Origin of the sequence: Pseudomonas benzopyrenica (genome assembly GCF_036884265.1) — a bacterium.
Lineage (GTDB): Bacteria > Pseudomonadota > Gammaproteobacteria > Pseudomonadales > Pseudomonadaceae > Chryseomonas > Chryseomonas benzopyrenica.
On record NZ_CP145723.1, the window covers coordinates 4,755,511 to 4,773,236 of the forward strand.

General features: G+C 64.5%; 17 protein-coding genes. 16 read left to right on the top strand and 1 reads right to left on the bottom strand.

Features of this window, described 5'->3' with window-relative positions:
- Positions 1-48 precede the first annotated feature (48 nt).
- Positions 49-378, bottom strand: a complete 330-nt coding sequence (gene cyaY / locus V6W80_RS22500) for an iron donor protein CyaY (protein ID WP_017639386.1) — start codon at positions 376-378, stop codon at positions 49-51.
- A 169-nt stretch (positions 379-547) separates the two neighbouring features.
- On the opposite strand from cyaY, the gene lptM reads away from it, so the two are divergent.
- From lptM to V6W80_RS22580, 16 genes are all read left to right on the top strand, one after another.
- The gene (lptM, locus tag V6W80_RS22505) at positions 548-673 is read left to right on the top strand and encodes an LPS translocon maturation chaperone LptM (RefSeq protein WP_007161378.1); all 126 of its coding nucleotides are present in this window, start codon (positions 548-550) and stop codon (positions 671-673) included.
- A 9-nt stretch (positions 674-682) separates the two neighbouring features.
- Complete coding sequence (gene lysA, locus V6W80_RS22510; protein ID WP_338545415.1) at positions 683-1,930, top strand: diaminopimelate decarboxylase; 1,248 nt, start codon at positions 683-685, stop codon at positions 1,928-1,930.
- 10 nt (positions 1,931-1,940) lie between these two features.
- Positions 1,941-2,771: a diaminopimelate epimerase gene (gene dapF / locus V6W80_RS22515; RefSeq protein ID WP_338545416.1), complete on the top strand. Its 831-nt coding sequence runs from the start codon at positions 1,941-1,943 to the stop codon at positions 2,769-2,771.
- Positions 2,768-3,454: a DUF484 family protein gene (locus tag V6W80_RS22520; protein WP_059316580.1), complete on the top strand. Its 687-nt coding sequence runs from the start codon at positions 2,768-2,770 to the stop codon at positions 3,452-3,454. Before dapF ends, V6W80_RS22520 begins: the two co-directional genes overlap by 4 nt.
- Positions 3,455-3,469: 15 nt before the next feature.
- Positions 3,470-4,363, top strand: coding sequence for a tyrosine recombinase XerC (gene xerC / locus V6W80_RS22525; protein ID WP_338545417.1), 894 nt, complete (start codon positions 3,470-3,472; stop codon positions 4,361-4,363).
- Positions 4,360-5,082, top strand: coding sequence for an HAD family hydrolase (locus V6W80_RS22530; protein WP_338545418.1), 723 nt, complete (start codon positions 4,360-4,362; stop codon positions 5,080-5,082). The genes xerC and V6W80_RS22530 overlap by 4 nt, the downstream gene beginning before the upstream one ends.
- Positions 5,083-6,041: 959 nt before the next feature.
- The gene (locus tag V6W80_RS22535; protein WP_338545419.1) at positions 6,042-7,421 is read left to right on the top strand and encodes a pyridine nucleotide-disulfide oxidoreductase; all 1,380 of its coding nucleotides are present in this window, start codon (positions 6,042-6,044) and stop codon (positions 7,419-7,421) included.
- A gap of 44 nt (positions 7,422-7,465) precedes the next feature.
- Positions 7,466-8,638, top strand: a complete 1,173-nt coding sequence (locus tag V6W80_RS22540) for a DegT/DnrJ/EryC1/StrS family aminotransferase (RefSeq protein WP_017639379.1) — start codon at positions 7,466-7,468, stop codon at positions 8,636-8,638.
- Between the two features lie 19 nt (positions 8,639-8,657).
- Positions 8,658-10,193: a lipopolysaccharide biosynthesis protein gene (locus V6W80_RS22545; RefSeq protein WP_338545420.1), complete on the top strand. Its 1,536-nt coding sequence runs from the start codon at positions 8,658-8,660 to the stop codon at positions 10,191-10,193.
- 1 nt (position 10,194) lies between these two features.
- Positions 10,195-11,130 (top strand): glycosyltransferase family 2 protein, encoded by a 936-nt coding sequence (locus V6W80_RS22550; protein WP_017639377.1) that lies wholly within the window; start codon positions 10,195-10,197, stop codon positions 11,128-11,130.
- Between the two features lie 57 nt (positions 11,131-11,187).
- Positions 11,188-13,401, top strand: a complete 2,214-nt coding sequence (locus tag V6W80_RS22555; RefSeq protein WP_338545421.1) for a polysaccharide biosynthesis tyrosine autokinase — start codon at positions 11,188-11,190, stop codon at positions 13,399-13,401.
- A gap of 39 nt (positions 13,402-13,440) precedes the next feature.
- Positions 13,441-13,971, top strand: coding sequence for a transcription/translation regulatory transformer protein RfaH (gene rfaH, locus V6W80_RS22560; protein ID WP_338545422.1), 531 nt, complete (start codon positions 13,441-13,443; stop codon positions 13,969-13,971).
- Positions 13,972-14,006: 35 nt separating this feature from the next.
- On the top strand, positions 14,007-15,005 hold the full coding sequence (locus V6W80_RS22565; RefSeq protein ID WP_017639374.1) for a glycosyltransferase: 999 nt from the start codon (positions 14,007-14,009) through the stop codon (positions 15,003-15,005).
- Positions 15,002-16,249 carry a glycosyltransferase family 4 protein gene (locus V6W80_RS22570; RefSeq protein WP_160922055.1) on the top strand — a complete coding sequence of 416 codons (1,248 nt, stop codon included), beginning with the start codon at positions 15,002-15,004 and terminating at the stop codon, positions 16,247-16,249. Before V6W80_RS22565 ends, V6W80_RS22570 begins: the two co-directional genes overlap by 4 nt.
- A gap of 30 nt (positions 16,250-16,279) precedes the next feature.
- Entirely contained in the window at positions 16,280-17,368 is a 1,089-nt protein-coding gene (locus V6W80_RS22575) for a glycosyltransferase family 4 protein (RefSeq protein ID WP_064307772.1), read from the top strand.
- A 37-nt stretch (positions 17,369-17,405) separates the two neighbouring features.
- Positions 17,406-17,720, top strand: a complete 315-nt coding sequence (locus tag V6W80_RS22580; RefSeq protein ID WP_017639371.1) for a hypothetical protein — start codon at positions 17,406-17,408, stop codon at positions 17,718-17,720.
- Positions 17,721-17,726 lie beyond the last annotated feature (6 nt).

Genomic DNA, 17,726 nt, shown 5'->3' on the forward strand with positions numbered 1-17,726 from the left:
CTAGCACAGGGCTCAAGGCTCGGGTCAAGCTGCACCGACCGCAGGTCATTACAGCCCGGGCAAGGCGACGCTCTCGCCGGTCTGCTCCAGGGTCACCCGTACCAGCAGCGCGCCGAGGGTCTCGGACGAGCTGTCGCAGATCCAGTTCTGGCCGTCCCAGTCGAAGTGATAGCCACCCGAACGCGCGGCGACCCAGAGCTGCACCAGCGGGGGCTGGCGGCTGAGAATCACCTGGCTGCCGTTGTCGAACTTGATCGTCAGCACGCCGCCGGCATTTTCCAGATCGAGGTCCAGACCGCTGTCGTCATAGGCGTCTTCGACCTGACGCTGGGTCTGGTCGACGAGGTGATGGAATTGCGCTTCGCTGAGCCGGCTCATGACGATCCTCGAAAGAAGAGAAAGAATCGCCGCACGGTAGCGGGCTGCCCAGATGACGTCCAGTCGCGGCGGCTGTCGGCAGCTGCGCTTCAGCCATCCGGGCGTGTCAAAGAGTCGCTCAACCCCGTTATACTCCGGGCAATATTCGCCTGAATAAAGGTTTAGCGTCATGAAGCGCCTGTCTCTCCTCTTCATCGCCTGCGCCTGCCTGCTGGCCGGCTGCGGTCAGAAAGGCCCGCTGTACCTGCCCGACGACCAGAAAGCCGCCAAAGAACACCGCCACGACGTGTTCTAAGGAGCCACCATGGAAGTCTTCGCTGTCCGTGCAGGTGAACTGCATGCGGAAGGGGTAGCCCTGAGCGCCGTGGCGCAGGAATTCGGCACCCCCGCCTACGTCTATTCGCGAGCGCACATCGAGGGCCAGTACCGCGCCTATACCGATGCGCTGGCCGGTCTGCCGCACCTGGTCTGTTTCGCCGTCAAGGCCAACTCCAACCTCGGCGTGCTCAATGTCCTGGCCCGCCTCGGCGCCGGCTTCGACATCGTTTCCCGCGGCGAACTGGAGCGCGTCCTGGCCGCCGGTGGCGATCCGCACCGGGTGGTGTTCTCCGGGGTCGGCAAGACCCGTGACGACATGCGCCGCGCCCTGGAAGTGGGCGTGCACTGCTTCAACGTCGAATCCACCGACGAGCTGGAACGGCTGCAGCAGGTGGCCGCCGAACTGAACGTGGTCGCGCCGATCTCGCTGCGGGTCAATCCCGACGTCGACGCTGGCACCCACCCCTACATTTCCACCGGTCTCAAGGAAAACAAGTTCGGCATCGACATCGCCGACGCCGAGGCGGTCTACGCCCGCGCCGCCGAGCTGCCGAATCTGCAGATTCTCGGCGTGGACTGCCATATCGGTTCCCAGCTCACCACCCTGCCGCCCTTCCTCGACGCCCTCGACCGCCTCCTGGCGCTGATCGATCGCCTCGCCGAGCGCGGCATCGTCCTGCGCCACCTGGATCTCGGCGGCGGCCTGGGCGTGCGCTATCGCGACGAACAACCGCCCCTGGCCGGCGACTACATCCAGGCCATCCGCGAGCGCATCGCCGGGCGCAGCCTGACCCTGGTGTTCGAGCCGGGCCGCTTCATCGTCGCCAACGCCGGCGTCCTGCTGACTCGCGTGGAGTACCTCAAGCACACCACCCACAAGGATTTCGCCATCGTCGACGCGGCGATGAACGATCTCATCCGTCCGGCGCTGTACCAGGCCTGGATGGCGGTGGAGCCGGTGGTCGCGCGCCAGGGCGAAGCCCGCCGCTACGACCTGGTCGGTCCCATCTGCGAGACCGGCGACTTCCTCGCCAAGGACCGCGAGCTGGTGCTGGCCGAGGGCGATCTGCTGGCCATCCGCTCCGCTGGGGCCTATGGCTTCACCATGAGTTCCAACTACAACACCCGCGGCCGTGCGGCCGAGGTGATGGTGGATGGCGACCAGGCGCACCTGGTCCGTCGGCGCGAGACGCTGGAAGAACTCTTCGCAGGCGAGAGCCGGCTGCCGGCCTGAGGGGAGTTCCATGCAACTGCGCTTCACCAAGATGCACGGTCTGGGCAACGACTTCATGGTCCTCGACCTGATCAGCCAGCACGCCCACATCCAGCCCAAACACGTCCGTCTGTGGGGAGATAGAAATACCGGGGTTGGCTTCGACCAGTTGCTGATCGTCGAGACCCCGACCACGCCTGACGTGGACTTTCGCTATCGCATCTTCAACGCCGATGGCTCCGAGGTCGAACAGTGCGGCAATGGCGCCCGCTGCTTCGCCCGCTTCGTCTTCGACAAGCGCCTCACGGTCAAGAAGCAGATCCGCGTCGAAACCAAGAGCGGCATCATCGAATTGCACCTCAAGGGTGATGGCCAGGTGCGCGTCGACATGGGCGCACCGCGTCTGCAGGCCGCCGAGATCCCCTTCATCGCCGAGGCGGAGACCCTGAGCCATGCCGTCCAGGTCGACGGCGAGACGGTCGAGCTGGCGGTGGTCTCCATGGGCAACCCCCACGGCGTGCTGCGGGTCGCCGACGTCGACCAGGCGCCGGTGCTCACCCTCGGACCCAAGCTGGAGTGCCATCCGCGCTTTCCGCAAAAGGCCAACATCGGCTTCCTGCAGATCATCGACGCCCAGCGCGCCCGCCTGCGGGTCTGGGAGCGCGGTGTCGGCGAAACCCGCGCCTGCGGTACCGGCGCCTGCGCCGCCGCCGTGGCCGGGATTCGCCAGGGCTGGCTGACCTCTCCGGTCAGCATCGAATTGCCGGGCGGCCTGCTCAACATCGAGTGGGACGGCGTCGGCCAACCGGTGCTCATGACCGGTCCGGCCACCCGTGTCTATGAAGGCCAGGTAAGAGTATGAGCGAGACCCCCGAACTGAACCCGGACCTGGTCGCCGACTGGCTGCTGGATCACCCACACTTCTTCGCCGACCGCGAAGAGCTGCTGGCGGAAATGCGCGTCCCCCACCAGCGGGGTACCGCCATCTCTCTGGTCGAGCGTCAGCTCGGCCTGCTGCGCGATCGCAACGGCGAGATGCGTCAGCGCCTGGCCCACCTCATGGATGTGGCACGGGACAACGACCGGCTGTTCGACAAGACCCGCCGGTTGATCATCGGCCTGCTCGATGCCAACAGCCTCGAAGAGGTGATCAGCACGGTCGAAGACAGCCTGCGCCATGAATTCAAGGTGCCCTACGTCGGCCTCATCCTGTTCCACGAGCATCCCCTGCCGGTCGGCCGCAGCGTCACGCCCGGCGAGGCGCAAAAGGTCATCGGCGGCCTGCTGGGTGGCGAGAAAACCACCAGCGGCGTGTTGCGCGCCCATGAGCTGGCCTTTCTCTTCGGCGACTCCGCCAAGGAAGAGGTCGGCTCCGCCGCCGTTGCCGCGCTGTCCCACCAGGGCCTGCATGGCGTCCTGGCGATCGGCAGCCCGGACCCCCAGCACTATCGCAGCAGCCTGGGCACGCTGTTCCTGAGCCACGTGGCGGAAGTCCTGGCGCGGGTACTCCCACGCTTTCCCGTCCCCTTGCGTACGGTGCGCTGAGCCGGGGAGCGGAGCATGCAGGTCCAGCTCGACGCCTATCTCGACCATCTGCGCCTGGAACGCCAGGTTTCGCCCCACACCCTCGACGGCTACCGCCGCGATCTGCGCAAGCTGCTGACCTTCGTCGAAGCCGAGGGGCTGAGCGACTGGGGCGGCCTGGACAGTCGCCGCCTGCGCGCCCTGATCGCCCAGCTGCACCGGGCTGGCGCCTCCAGCCGCAGCCTGGCGCGATTGCTTTCAGCCTGTCGCGGCTTCTATCTCTACCTGATTCGCGAAGGTCACTGCAGCCAGGACCCGGCCCATGGGCTTTCGCCGCCCAAGGCCCAGAAGGCCCTGCCCAAGGTGCTCGACGTCGACCGCTCCATGCAGCTGCTCGACGGCGCCGTGGAAGACGACTTTCTCGCCCTGCGCGACCAGGCCCTGCTGGAACTCTTCTACAGCTCCGGGCTGCGGCTGTCCGAACTGGTGGGTCTGGACCTGGCGGATGTGGACCTGGCCCAGGGCCTGGTTCAGGTGCGCGGCAAGGGCAACAAGGAACGGGTGCTGCCCATCGGCAGCAAGGCTCGCGACGCCCTGGAGACCTGGCTCAAGGTCAGACCCCAGGCCGCCCCGCGTGACGATGCCCTGTTCATCGGCCAGCGCGGTCTGCGGCTGACGCCCCGCGCGGTGCAGCTGCGGGTGCGCGAGGCCGGCGTCCGCGAACTGGGCCAGCACCTGCATCCGCACATGCTCAGGCACAGCTTCGCCAGCCACATGCTCAGCGCCTCCGGTGATCTGCGCGCGGTGCAGGAGCTACTCGGCCACGCCGACATCGCCACCACCCAGATCTACACCCACCTGGACTTCGGCCAGCTCGCCGAGGTCTATGACAAGGCGCACCCCCGCGCCAAGCGCAAGGCCAGCCGATGACGATTCGCCTCGTGACCTTCGACCTCGACGACACCCTCTGGGAAATCGCTCCCGTCATTCATTCCGCGGAGGCCCTGCTGCGCGACTGGTTCGCCGATGCCGCTCCGCGGCTGGGCAGCGTTCCGGTGGAGCACCTCTGGGCGATCCGTGATCGCCTGCTGCAGCAGGACGCCGGGCTCAAGCACCGGGTCAGCGAGATGCGCCGCCGGGTCATCCACCAGGCACTGCTCGATGCCGGCTATGGCGAACCCGAGGCCGCCCAGCTGGCCGAAGCGGGCTTCGCGGTCTACCTGGCCGCCCGCCAGCAGGTCACCCTGTTCGACGACGTCCACCCCACCCTGGAGCAACTGGCCGATCGCTACACCCTGGGCGTGCTGACCAATGGCAATGCGGACGTCCAGACCATCGGCCTGGCCGACTACTTCCGCTTCGCCCTGAATGCCGAGCAACTGGGTGTCGGCAAGCCCGACCCCACGCCCTTTCGCGAAGCCCTGCGCCTCACCGGCATTCCCGCCGGGGCCACCGTGCACGTCGGGGACAACCCCGTGGATGATGTCGAGGGCGCCCAGCGCGCCGGTATCCGCGCGGTCTGGTTCAACCCCTTGCAGCATTCCTGGCAGGGCCCCGGCAAACCGGATGCGGAGGTCCGCAGCCTGAGCGAGCTTCCCGCCGTGCTGGAGGGATGGTCAGGCAGACCGAAAAATAGTAATACTAAATAATGAAAAGCTGAGTTTTTCGCGCTTGCCAGCCGTCTGCTTGCTCCTTCGATTCTGTTAACCAATCGTCAAAATATTCGTCACACTTGCAGCCCGCATTAGCAGTTGCTTTGCGACTCTCTTCACCAAAAACTTCGGGAGCCGACGGTTTTTTGCCAAGCACACCTCATTTGGCCGTCTATTCCCTAAGAACAACAGCAGTAATGGCCGTCTCGCTGACCAACTTCCCCTGCCGGACCTCGCGTTGACAGTCCAAACCCTTTTGACAATCATTGCCGCAGATTCGAAGTAGCGCTGGGATTGCGCGCTGAATCTGCTGCCGTACAGGTCAGGGAAGACAGCATTACCTCCCCCTCCTCTGCGTCTCGCCGATGGTTTCTCAGGTTTCTGGACGTTGCGTTGTCAGGCCTTGATATCGGTAACTAAACCCTCTGTTCATTCCGTCCAGGTGCAAACCCGTGCGGTAGCCATGTCCGAACCGGACCGGTTACCAGCCAAGACGCGGTAAACCTGTGCGGTAGCCATGCCCAGGCGCTGGACAGAGCGGGACGATCACCGTGCCAGCGAGCACCTGCAGGACTACATGGATGTCATCTGAACTGGACTTAATTCTCTTTGCTCACGCAACTTCGGTCTTGCCTGAAACGGGCAAGCGAATGGCGGTGCGGGCAAACAAGCTACCGCGGGCTTCAGGGCCCTGCGTGCTGGTTCGGATCAGTTCGAAAAGAGTGGAAAGCGCTCGCTAGACAGTCTCGAGCAAGTTGGCGAAGTCCTGGCACTGACAACCAAGCATTAGTTATCCGCACTGGCTGTCGCGGGTCCTGACCGACGTTCATCAGACGGTCATTTACTCAATAAAGATTAAAAAGCTCTGCTGCATTTTTTGCTGACTGCCGGGCACGGCGAAAGCCAGTTTCAACCACGTTAATTGCGCCCTGATGGCGCGCGGAGAGGATGCCCCGATGGCAAGGAATGATCTATCGGAAGCGACATTAGGATGTCTAATTGGCGGCGCTGGTCCGGCGGGCCTGGGATTCCTGTTCAATGCCATCAAGCGTGGCGCCCTGGAGCAGTTGGCCCAGGCGGGCACCATCATCGTCGACGCCGGGACCGAACTCGGTGCCGGCAAGCTGGGTGACTATCAGATCATCGCCAACTCGGTGAGCGACGTCTTCCTGGACTGTCTGCGCGACCCCCTGTTGGCGCCCATCCTGGCGCCGCTGCAGGCCTCGCCGACCTTTCGCCACCTCAAGTTGAATGCCCAGGAAGCGCCGGCGCTGCCCATCGTCGGCCAGCTCTTCCAGCAGGCCGCCGGCCTGATCCTGCCCTGGCTGGAACGCCAGTACGGTATCCCCACCTGGCGCCAGACCCGTATCACCGAGGTCACCTGCGAAGGTTCGAGCTATGTCGTCTGGCTGGAACAGGCCGGCGCCATCCGCCGCGTGCGCACCTCCAGCCTGGTGCTGAACCTGGGCGGCAAGCAGACCCGCTCCAGCTTCGAGGAAAGCAGCCAGGCCATGGGTCTGCAGCTGCCCCAGAGCGCCTCGATCGACAGCTCCGACAGCCTGCTGCGCCTGCAACCCGAGGCCCTGCGCCAGCGCTATCGTGCCCGTCTCAAGGATGGCGGTCCGATCTGCGTGGTGGGCGGGTCCCACAGCGCCTTTTCCGCCCTGGACAACCTGGCCAGTGCCCTGCACCACGACGGCCTGCGCGAACTGACCCTGGTCCATCGCTCGCCGATCCGACTGTTCTACGAGACCGCTGCCGAAGCCCTGGCCGCCGGCTATGACTTCGACCCGCTGCAGGACATCTGCCCCATTTCCAAGCGGGTCAACCGCTCGGGCGGGTTGCGCTACCGAGCCCACGAGATCGGTCGCCAGGTCCTGGCCGGTCAGGCCATCGGCGGTACCCCGGTCAAGGTCAAGACGCTGCACCTGGATGGCAGCGCCGAGCGCCTCGCCAGCGCCCAGACGCTGTTCGACAGCGCCGCCCTGCTGGTTCAGGGCATGGGTTACCAACCCATAGTGCCCGAGCTGCGCTGCCAGGACGGTCGTCCGCTGACCCTGCGCACCCTGCGCGGCGGTCTGGATTCCGACGCGGCCGGCAGCCCGCTGGACCAGCACGGCCAGCGCCTCAAGGGCCTGCACCTGTTCGGCCTGGGTTCGGGGTTGGCGGTCGACCCCCGACTGGGCAGCGAAGCGTCCTTTTCCGGACGCATCTATGGGGTCTGGCAGTTCCACAACGATGCCAGTCGCGAGGCCCTCGAATCGGTTCTGGAGCGGCTGGACAAGCCCGGCGTCCCCTTCCGGCCGATGGCCAGCCCCGTCGCCGAACACGCTTGACCGAACCGACACGTATCAAGGACTCGATAAGCAGGTACCGGATCATGATCAATGTGACCAAGCCCTACCTGGGCGACAAGGAACGCTTCAAGGCGTATATCGACAAGATCTACGCCAACAACTGGATCACCAATCAAGGCCCTCTGCACGCTCAGCTCGAAGAGCGCCTGCGCGATTATCTGGGTGTCAGAAACATCATCCTGGTCAACAACGGTACCCTGGCCCTGCAGGTCGCCTATCGCGCCCTGGGCCTGTCCGGCAGCGCCATCACCACGCCGTTCAGCTTCGTCGCCACCACCAGCACCCTGCACTGGGAAGGGATCCGCCCGGTCTTCGCCGACATCCACCCGGAAACCTGGAACCTGGATCCGGCCAACGTCGAAGCCGCCATCGAGCCTGACACCTCGGCCATCGTCGCCACCCACGTGTTCGGCAATCCCTGCGATGTCCGTGGCCTGCAGCAGGTCGCCAACCGCCACGGCCTCAAGGTCGTCTACGACGGCGCCCATGCCTTCGGCACCCGCTTCGAAGGCCGCTCGGTGCTGCAGTGGGGCGACATCACCACCGTCAGCTTCCACGCCACCAAGCTGTTCCACACCATCGAAGGCGGCGCGATCATCACCGAAGACGACGAGCTCGCCGAGCGCGTCCGCCGCATGATCAATTTCGGCATCGTCGATGCCGAGCGCATCGAAGGCGTGGGCATCAACGCCAAGCTCAACGAGGTATCCGCGGCCATGGGGCTGTGCATCCTCGACGAGCTGGAAGACATCCTGGCCCGCCGCGCCGTCATCGGTCAGCACTATGAGCGACGCCTGCAGGGCGCCTTCGACCTGCAGCGCCCCACCTACGGCAGCCAGCTGAACTACAGCTACTTCCCGGTGGGCCTGCGCGACGAGCCGAGTCTGCTGGACACCAAGAAGGCCCTGAACGCCGTCGGCATCAATCCGCGCCGCTACTTCTATCCGTCGCTGGAAACCCTGGACTACCTGCAGCCTCAGGCGATCAAGCCGGTCTCGCGCAAGCTGAGTCACCGCATCCTCTGCGTGCCGCTCTATCCGGACCTGCCGCAGGCGACCCAGGACCTGCTGATCGACACCCTACTGTTGGCACAACAGAAAAAGACCAGCATGGAATCCCTGCGGGCACTCATCACCCCGGCACAGCTGCTGCCGAGCTGGGATTTTCCCGGCGACTCCTCTCCTGTTCTAACTTGATCCTGGCCCGCTATCTCCCATGACCAGTCCCGCGAAAGTGTCGGTGTTGCGCAACACCCTGATCAATTATGCCGGCCAAGCCTATGCGCTGCTGATCGGCATCTTGATCCAGCCGATGTATCTCGGTCATCTGGGTGCCGAAACCTATGGTCTGATCGGCTTCTTCGCCGTGCTGCAGACCTGGCTGCAACTCCTCGACGTCGGCATTTCCGCCTCGCTGGTGCGTGACGTCGCCCATGGCCGTGGCCAGACCGGCGCGGGGCGTACCCGTGGCCAGCTGCTGCGCTCGCTGGAATTCATCTTCATCCCCCTGGCGACCCTGGCCTTCGTCGCCATCGAGCTGAACTCGGAATGGATGGCGGGCCACTGGCTCAACGTCCAGGGCCTGTCCACGGAGACCGTGGCCCACTGCATCGGCCTGATGGGGCTGATGATCGCCTTCCGCCTGCTGTCGACGCTGTACAAGAGCGGCGTCCAGGGCGTCGAGCTGCACGGCTGGCTGAATCTGGTCAACGTACTGATCGCCACGGTGCGCTATTTCGGCGGCCTGATCCTGGTGATATGGATTTCCCAGGAGCCGCTGGACTTCTTCGTGTTCCAGGCCTTCGTCGCCGTGTTCGAGATGCTGGTCTATGCGCTCAAGGCCTATCGCCTGCTGCCCAACCCCACCTGGTGGAGCGGCTTCGACTGGCAGCGGGTCAAGCCCATCGTGCCCTTCGCCCTGAGCATGTCCTTTACCTCGATCCTGTGGATCGCCCTGACCCAGCTCGACAAGCTGGTACTGTCCAAGGCGCTGCCCCTGGCCGAGTACGGCTACTTCAGCCTGGTGGCGCTGATCTCCACCGGCATCGTGACCCTGACCAATCCCCTGGTGCAGGCGCTGCTGCCGCGCATGACGGTGCTGGTGTCCCAGGACAAACCGCTCGAACTGGAACGCCTCTATCGCAACGCGGCGCGCTTCGCCTTCGCCATCCTGCTGCCGCTGGCGGCCATGGTGGCCTTCCATGGCGAGGCGCTGATCTTCGCCTGGACCGGCGACAAGGTCTCCGCCCACTGGAGCGAACCGATCCTGTTCTGGTACGCCCTGGGCTCGGCGCTGCTGGCTCTCAGTCAGTTCCAGTTCTATCTGCAGTACGCCTACGGCAAGTTGCGCCTGCACGTCTGGTACAGCCTGGTGTCCGCGGCCATTTCGGTGCCCATCGTGATCCTGGTGGTCCTGCATTACGGCGCCTACGGCGCGGCGCTGGCCTGGTTCTTCATGCGCCTGATCCCCTTCGTGATCTGGCCGATGATCGTCCACGGCCGCTTCGCGCCGAATCTGCAGCGCTACTGGAACCAGGACCTGCTGGTGGCCGTGGTGGTGACCGCCATCGGCGTGGGCCTGAGCAAGTTGCTGTACCAAGAGATTCAACCGCAGGAGCGGTTTGCCATTCTCGCCACCCTCGCCCTGAGCGGTGGCCTGACCCTGGTGCTGATGGCGCTGAGCTATGTGCTCTGTTCTCCGAAACAGACCCGCTCGCGCCTGTTTTCCCAACTCTACAAAGCAGGTATCTGACATGGACGCTCGGACCGAAGCAGAGATCATGAAGAACTGGCCGACGGATTGCAGTCGGCCGGTCGCCAGCATCGTCTGCCTGACCTTCAACCATCGCGACTACATCGGCCAGGCCATCGATGGCTTTCTGCGCCAGCAGACCGATTTTCCCTTCGAGATCATCATCAACGATGACGCTTCGACCGATGGCACCCGGGAAATCCTCCAGGACTACGAGCGCCGCTATCCCCGGCTGATCCGCCTGATCCTGCAGAAGGAAAACCAGTACAGCCAGGGCAAGCCCTATGGCATGCCGGTGTTCCAGCACGCCCGCGGCGACTACATCGCCTATTGCGAAGGCGACGACTACTGGAACGACCCGCGCAAGTTGCAGCTGCAGGTGGATTTCCTGGAGCGCAATCGGGACTACGCCCTGACCTTCCACGCCTCCTATGCCTTCAACAGCAAGGGGATCGTCAATCCGCAGCGTTTCAGTGGCCAGGATCACTACGACCGCAGCGAAACCGAGCTGAAGAAGGCCCTGCCGCTGTCCACCCTGACCGCCTGCTTCCGCAATGTCCTGCGGGAACTGCCGCCGGAGCTGGAAACCGCTGCGCTCATGGACATCGTCTGGTGGTCGCTGCTGGGTGCCCACGGCAAGGGCAAGTTCATGGACGAGATCCGCCCCGCCGCCTACCGCGTGCACGAGAACGGGATCTTTTCCATGCGCGCCAGCCAGAAGCGCCTGCAGATGGATCTCCACACCCAGTACTGCCTCGCCAACTACTACTACCGGCTGGGCGAGCGTGACCTGCATGTCTTCTTCCTGCGCCAGGTCCTGAGTCTTTCGCTGTCCTCGATTCCGCCGACCCAGAAGGTCAAGGCGCTCTTGCGGGCGGTAAGCAACATCACCCTCAACATCGGCCGACGCTTCGCCCCCAAACGCGTCACCTACTGAACGTACACAGAGCAGTTTTCCGGCTGCGCTGTATCCAGCTAAAAGGAAGGGACCCCAATGACCGTCATGCAGCGCTCTTCGTTCGAACAACACGAAGAACAACACCTGGACCTCAAGACGATGGCCCTCACGCTTCTTGATCACAAGAAGCTGATCGCGGGCATCACCGCGGGCTTTCTCGCCGTGGGCATCACCTATGCCGTGCTGTCCACCCCGCAGTACATCGCCGGGGCGATGATCCAGATCGAACCCAAGAAGAATGCGCTCACGGCGGTCGCCGAGACCGTGGTGCGCCCCAACTCGGCCTCGCCGGCCGTGGCCGAGATCGAGCTGCTGAAATCCCGCGCGGTGCTGGCCAAGACCGTGGAGAACCTGCGCCTGGACATCGAGGCCAAGCCACGCTTCTTCCCGCTGATCGGTCACTACCTGTGGCGCACCTACGAAGCCGACAAGCCGGGTCAGCTGGCGGACAGCTGGCCGCAACTGCGCGGCTTCGCCTGGGGCGGCGAAAAGATCGACGTCTTCCAATTCGATGTCCCGGACGACATGTACGGCGAGACCCTGACGGTGGTCGCCGGCAGCAACGGTCGCTATCGCCTGCTGGACAAGGACAAGCAGCCGCTGCTGGATGGCCAGGTCGGCCAGATGGCCAGCGGTAACGGCTACCGCATGCAGATCAAGACCCTGACCGCGCGCCCCGGCACCGAATTCAAGGTGACCCGCAACCGCGTCATCACCACCGCACAGCTCTATCAGAACCGCATCAAGACCAGCGAAGCGGGCAAGGAATCGGGCATCATCTATCTGTCCCTGGCGGACGAGAATCCCGACCTGGCCAAGAGCGTGCTGTCCGAGATCAGCCGCCTGTACGTGCTGCAGAACGTCGAGCGCAGCTCGGCCGAAGCGGCCCAGCGCCTGGACTTCCTGCGTGGCCAGCTGCCGGCGGTGCGCAAGGACCTGGAAAGCGCCGAAGCGGCCCTGAACAGCTATCAGACCAACAGCCGCTCCGTGGACATCAGCCTGGAAACCAAGGCGGTCCTGGACAAGATCGTCACCCTCGATACCAACATCTCCCAGCTCAAGCTCAAGCAGGCCGAATACGATCGCCTCTATACCCGCGATCACCCCAGCTACAAGACCCTGCTGAATCAGCTCGCCCAACTGGAAGTGGAAAAGCGCAGCCTGCAGCGCAAGGTGGAAGCCCTGCCCAGCACCCAGCAGGAACTGCTGCGCCTGAATCGCGACATGAAGGTCACCAACCAGACCTATCAGCTGCTGCTCAACCAGGCCCAGGAACAGGACATCATCCGCGCCGGTACCATCGGCAACGTGCGCCTGGTCGACAACGCCGACGTCAACCTCGACGAGCCGGCCACCAACCGCAAGATCGCGCTGATCCTGTCGCTGCTGCTGGGTCTGGTGACCTCCGTGGTGGTGGTCTTTGTCCGCCAGGCCTTCCAGAAGGGCATCGAGAATCCCGACACCGTCGAGCAGATCGGCCTGCCGGTCTATTCCACCCTGCCCTTCACCAAGGACCAGGAGCGCCTGAACCGTCGCCTGAAGAAAAAGACCCGTACCGGCGAACCCAATCTGCTGAGCGTGGTGCAGCCGGCCAACCTGGCGGTGGAGTCCCTGCGCAGCCTGAGATCCAGCCTGCACTTCGCCATGCTGGAAGCCAAGAACCGGGTGATCATGATTTCCAGCCCGACCCCGGGCGTCGGCAAATCCTTCGTCTCCAGCAACCTCGCCGCGGTGGTCGCCCAGTCGGGGCAGCGCGTGCTGCTGATCGACGCCGACATGCGCAAGGGCTATCTGCACCGCGTGTTCGGCCTGCAGCCGCAAGCCGGCCTGTCCGAGCTGCTGACCGGTCGCAGCAAGCTGCGTGAAGCCATCGTCCCGAGCGGTATCGCCCAACTGGACATCCTCAGCTGTGGTCAGTCCGCGCCGAATCCTTCGGAGCTGCTGATGCACGCCAACTTCTCCCGTCTGCTGGACGAAGTGGGCGGCCTCTATGACCTGGTGATCATCGATACTCCGCCGATTCTGGCGGTGACCGATGCCGCCCTGGTGGGTCGTCTCGCCGGCACCACGCTGCTGGTCACCCGTTTCGGCCAGAGCACCCTCAAGGCGGTGGAGAACTCCCGCCGCCGCTTCGCCCAGAACGGCATCACCATCAAGGGCGCCATCCTCAACGGCGTGCAGCGCAAGGCCTCGACGTCCATGGAAGACGATGGCGTCTACGGCTACTACGAATACGGCCCCCGTACCTGATACGCCGCAACCGATCGCCCCTAGAGAAGGAACTCGCCCATGACGCTCGCCCCTCCCACCGGTCACTGGTATCTGGTGCAGACCAAGCCCAATCAGGAAGTCAGGGCCGAAGAAAACCTGAGCAGACAGGGCTATGTCTGCTTCCGGCCCCAGCGCGAGCGCAAGGCGTCCGGCAGAAGTCGTGCGGTTGGCAGCGAGTCGCTGTTCCCGGGGTATCTGTTCATCCAGCTCAATGACGTGAACGACAACTGGTACCCCATCCGCTCGACGCGCGGCGTCAATCGGATCGTCAGCTTCGGCACCCAGCCGACGGCGGTGAGCGAAGGCATCATCGACGACATCCGCCAGCGACTCGCCGCCCTGGCGGAACCTGCGCCCGCCCACCAGCCCGGCGCGACCGTGCGGGTGCAGTACAGCCAGGAGCTGGAAATGGACGCGGTGTTCCTGAGTGCCGATGGCAACGAGCGGGCCATCATCCTGCTGCGCATCCTGCAACGCGAACAACGGGTCAGCGTCGCTCTTGATCAATTGTCGGCAGCGGCTCCCGTCAACCAACGGCTGCGCGCCTGACCAAGAACTGTAAGACCCTTTGGAGGAGTCTATTCATGCAATGCAAGACCACGGTCGTGACCGTCACCTACGGCAATCGCCTCGGCTATCTGGAGCAGCTGGTCACCCGCGCTCTGGCCGAACGCACCATTCACCAGGTCGTCGTGGTGAGCAATGCGGCGACGGTATCGCTGGATAGCCTCGAAACCCGCTGGCCCGGTCAGGTCAAGGTGATCGCCCTGAGCGAGAACACCGGCTCCGCCAACGGTTACGCCGTGGCCCTGGAAGCCGCTCTGGCCAGCGACACCACCCATATCTGGATGATGGACGACGACAACGCCCCCCTGGGCGATGCTCTCGACGTGCTGCACCGCCGCCTCGACGAACTCGGCGCCGTCCATGGCCGCGACAAGGTCGCCGTGCTCGGCTATCGGCCGACCCAGCAGGCCGACATCGCCCAGTGCATCCCGACCAAGATGATCACCCAGCCGCGTTCGAGCTACTTCGGCTTCCACGTGGCGCGCATTCCCTACAAGATCTGGCGCCGCCTGCCTTGGGGCCGTCCGCGCGGTGGCCAGCCGGAAGCCCTGGTCGAGCTGCCCTTCGCCCCCTATGGCGGCATGCTCGCCCACCGCAGCCTCTATGAGCGCATCGGCCTGCCCCTGCGCGAGCTGGTGCTCTATTCCGACGACACCGAGTACACCTACCGCATCACCCAGGCCGGCGGAAAGCTGTTCATGGTCACCGAGGCGGAACTCGAAGAGCTGGAGCACTCCTGGAACATCAAGGAAGGCACCAGCAACGTCTACCAGAACTACCTGCAGGCCGGCTCGGACTTCCGCGCCTACTACGCCGCGCGCAACCAGGCCTGGTTCGACAAGAACGTCTGGGCCAGCTCGCGGCCGATGTACAACCTCAACCGCTACGTCTTCCACACCCTGCTCAAGTGGTTCGCCCGTGATGACAAGAGTCGCCAGCGCCTGGCGCTGATCCGGCAGGCGGTCCAGGACGGCGAAACCGGCGCGCTGGGGATAAACCGCAGCTATCCGCTATGAAACTGCTCTTTCTCAACAGCTTCTATCCGCCCCATGTGGGCGGTGGTGCGGAGCTCATCCTGCAACGCAGCGTGGAAGGCTTCCAGCAGCGCGGCCACGACGTCGCCGTGCTGGTGACCGGTCCCGAGCAGGGTGTGCATGAGGAGACGGTGAACGACGTCCGCGTCTATCGCGCCGGGCTGAAGAACTTCTACTGGCCCCTGACCCAGCAGCGCCCCGGTCCGCTGGCGCGCTTCGGCTGGCACTTTCGCGACCAGTACAACAGCGCGATGCGGCCCCCCCTGCGCCAGGTCCTGCAACGGGAAAAGCCGGATCTGGTGGTGTGCCACAACCTGTCCGGCTGGTCGGTAGCGGCCTGGGACGAGATCCGCGCCAGCGGCGTCCCCATCGTGCAGGTGCTGCACGACATGTATCTGCTGTGCCCGAAGAACACCCTGTTCAAGAAGGGCCAGAGCTGCCAGAAACTCTGTGGCAGCTGCGCCGCCCTGCGCCGGCCCCACGCCGAGCAGTCCGCCAAGGTGGATGCCGTCGTCGGCGTCAGCCGCTATCTGCTGGACACCATCGTCAACAAGGGCTACTTCGGCGGCGTGCCGCGCCAGGTGATCCACAACGCCAGCCTGATCGCCGGCAGCAATGGCGAAACCTCGACACCCAGTCCCGAGGGCGTCGTCCGCTTCGGCTACATGGGCACCCTGTCGGAAAACAAGGGGGTGGGCTGGCTGATCGAGCAGTTCCAACGGCTGTCGCTCAACGCGACCCTGACCATCGCCGGCAAGGGCCAGCTGGACTACGAAACCCAGCTCAAGGCCATGGCCGATCCGCACAAGGTCAGCTTCGTCGGCTATCAGAAGCCCGAGGACTTCTACCGGAACATCGACGTCTTCGTGGCGCCGTCGCTGTGGGCCGAGCCCTTCGGCATGGTCGCCGTCGAGGCCTGCGCCTTCCAGAAGCCGGTCATCGCCACCCGCATGGGCGGCCTGCCGGAGATCGTCCGGGATGGTGTCAACGGCCTGCTCTGCAACGCCGACGACCGCGACTCCCTGGGCCGCGCCCTGCAATGCCTGCATGACGATGCCGAGCTGCGCCAGCGGCTGAGTCTGCTGAGCCGCACCGCGGTGGCCGATCTGCTGAGCATGGACACCATGCTCGACCAGTACCAGGCGCTCTTCGAGGACGTGCTGGGCAAGGCGCAGCACGGCGCCGCCAAGCAGCTTCACGTCCCTCACACACAGCTTTCCAACTGATCCACCCAGGTCACGGCAACGGGCAGAATCATGATCATCGTCAATTCCCGCTTCATCACCCAGGATCTTCGCGGCGTCCAGCGCTTCGCGGAATGCATCTCGCTGGAGCTGGCGAAGCTGAGATCCGACCTGCGCTTCGTCGCGCCGCCCGGCGCCGTCAGGCCCGAGGTGGCCAAACGGCTGGGCATCGAAGTCATCGGCACCCGCCAGGGCCAGCGCTGGGAGCAATGGGACCTGCCGAACTGGCTGAAGAGCCAGGGCAGTCCGCTACTGCTGTCACTGTGCAGCACGGCGCCGCTGCTCTACAGCAACCAGATCGCCACCCACCACGACATCAACTACGTGCGCTTTCCCGAGAGTTACTCGTGGAAATTCCGCACCTCGTACCGCTGCCTGATTCCCATGCTGCTCAAGCGCTCGAACGCCCTGATCACCGTGAGTGAATTCTCCCGCGACGAGATCTCGCGCTTCTATCGCTACCCGAGCGACTCGATCACGGTCGTGCCCAACGCCGTGGCCGACGCCTTCACCCTGGCGCCGCGGATCGACAGCGTCGACACCCCCTATCTGCTGGCGGTGTCCTCGCCCAGCTACCACAAGAACTTCTCACGGATGCTGGAAGCCTTCGCCGCCCTGCCGCGGGACCTCAAGGTCGAATTGCGCATCGTCGGCGACAGCCACGCCGTGTTCGGCCAGAGCGATCTGGCGACCCTGGCGGCCAGGGATCCACGGGTCAAGCTGCTCGGCCGCATCGACGATGGCGAACTGGCGCGCCAGTATCGCCAGGCCACCGCCTTCGTCTTTCCGTCGCTCTACGAGGGGTTCGGCATCCCGCCCCTGGAAGCCCAGGCCTGCGGCTGCCCGGTGATCTCGGCCAATACCGCCTCCATGCCGGAAGTGCTGCAGGACAGCGTCCTCTATTTCGACCCCTACGAGACGGCCAGCATCACCCAGGCGATGCGCACCATCCTGCAGGACGCACCGCTCAGGGAGGCGCTCCGCGCCAAGGGCTTGGCCAACATCCAGCGCTTCAACTGGCAGACCTCCGCGAGAAAGGTCTCCGACCTGCTGGACAGCGCCCTGGCGACCACCACGAAGTCCGCGGCCAGGGCCGCCTGAAACGACCCCACAACAACAATTCAGCGATCAAGAACTCATGGAAGAGACAAGCAAAGCCATGGCTGGCCAGCGCCGTTCCTCTGTACCCCTGACGCTCGACGAATCGAACGTGTCCGGACGCGTCCTTCAGGTCGCTGATTGCCACCTTCTGCGCAGCAGCTCGGACGACACCGCGGCAGAGACCGCGGAGCGCCCAGAGAACGCTGAATGTTTCGAAACGCCTGCAACAGACGCCGTCTTTGCAAAAAGCCCAACCATCAAGTTGCACGAACTCGACAGCGCTTCGGACGACATCGAGATCACCCGGCTGCCCTGGGGATATGCAGTGACCAGAAAGACCCGCACTCCATGATTCAGC

Coding starts and splice junctions, on each gene's coding strand:
- cyaY (WP_017639386.1), bottom strand. CDS start 378: ATGAGCCGGCTCAGCGAAGCGCAATTCCATCACCTCGTCGACCAGACC.
- lptM (WP_007161378.1), top strand. CDS start 548: ATGAAGCGCCTGTCTCTCCTCTTCATCGCCTGCGCCTGCCTGCTGGCC.
- lysA (WP_338545415.1), top strand. CDS start 683: ATGGAAGTCTTCGCTGTCCGTGCAGGTGAACTGCATGCGGAAGGGGTA.
- dapF (WP_338545416.1), top strand. CDS start 1,941: ATGCAACTGCGCTTCACCAAGATGCACGGTCTGGGCAACGACTTCATG.
- V6W80_RS22520 (WP_059316580.1), top strand. CDS start 2,768: ATGAGCGAGACCCCCGAACTGAACCCGGACCTGGTCGCCGACTGGCTG.
- xerC (WP_338545417.1), top strand. CDS start 3,470: ATGCAGGTCCAGCTCGACGCCTATCTCGACCATCTGCGCCTGGAACGC.
- V6W80_RS22530 (WP_338545418.1), top strand. CDS start 4,360: ATGACGATTCGCCTCGTGACCTTCGACCTCGACGACACCCTCTGGGAA.
- V6W80_RS22535 (WP_338545419.1), top strand. CDS start 6,042: ATGGCAAGGAATGATCTATCGGAAGCGACATTAGGATGTCTAATTGGC.
- V6W80_RS22540 (WP_017639379.1), top strand. CDS start 7,466: ATGATCAATGTGACCAAGCCCTACCTGGGCGACAAGGAACGCTTCAAG.
- V6W80_RS22545 (WP_338545420.1), top strand. CDS start 8,658: ATGACCAGTCCCGCGAAAGTGTCGGTGTTGCGCAACACCCTGATCAAT.
- V6W80_RS22550 (WP_017639377.1), top strand. CDS start 10,195: ATGGACGCTCGGACCGAAGCAGAGATCATGAAGAACTGGCCGACGGAT.
- V6W80_RS22555 (WP_338545421.1), top strand. CDS start 11,188: ATGACCGTCATGCAGCGCTCTTCGTTCGAACAACACGAAGAACAACAC.
- rfaH (WP_338545422.1), top strand. CDS start 13,441: ATGACGCTCGCCCCTCCCACCGGTCACTGGTATCTGGTGCAGACCAAG.
- V6W80_RS22565 (WP_017639374.1), top strand. CDS start 14,007: ATGCAATGCAAGACCACGGTCGTGACCGTCACCTACGGCAATCGCCTC.
- V6W80_RS22570 (WP_160922055.1), top strand. CDS start 15,002: ATGAAACTGCTCTTTCTCAACAGCTTCTATCCGCCCCATGTGGGCGGT.
- V6W80_RS22575 (WP_064307772.1), top strand. CDS start 16,280: ATGATCATCGTCAATTCCCGCTTCATCACCCAGGATCTTCGCGGCGTC.
- V6W80_RS22580 (WP_017639371.1), top strand. CDS start 17,406: ATGGAAGAGACAAGCAAAGCCATGGCTGGCCAGCGCCGTTCCTCTGTA.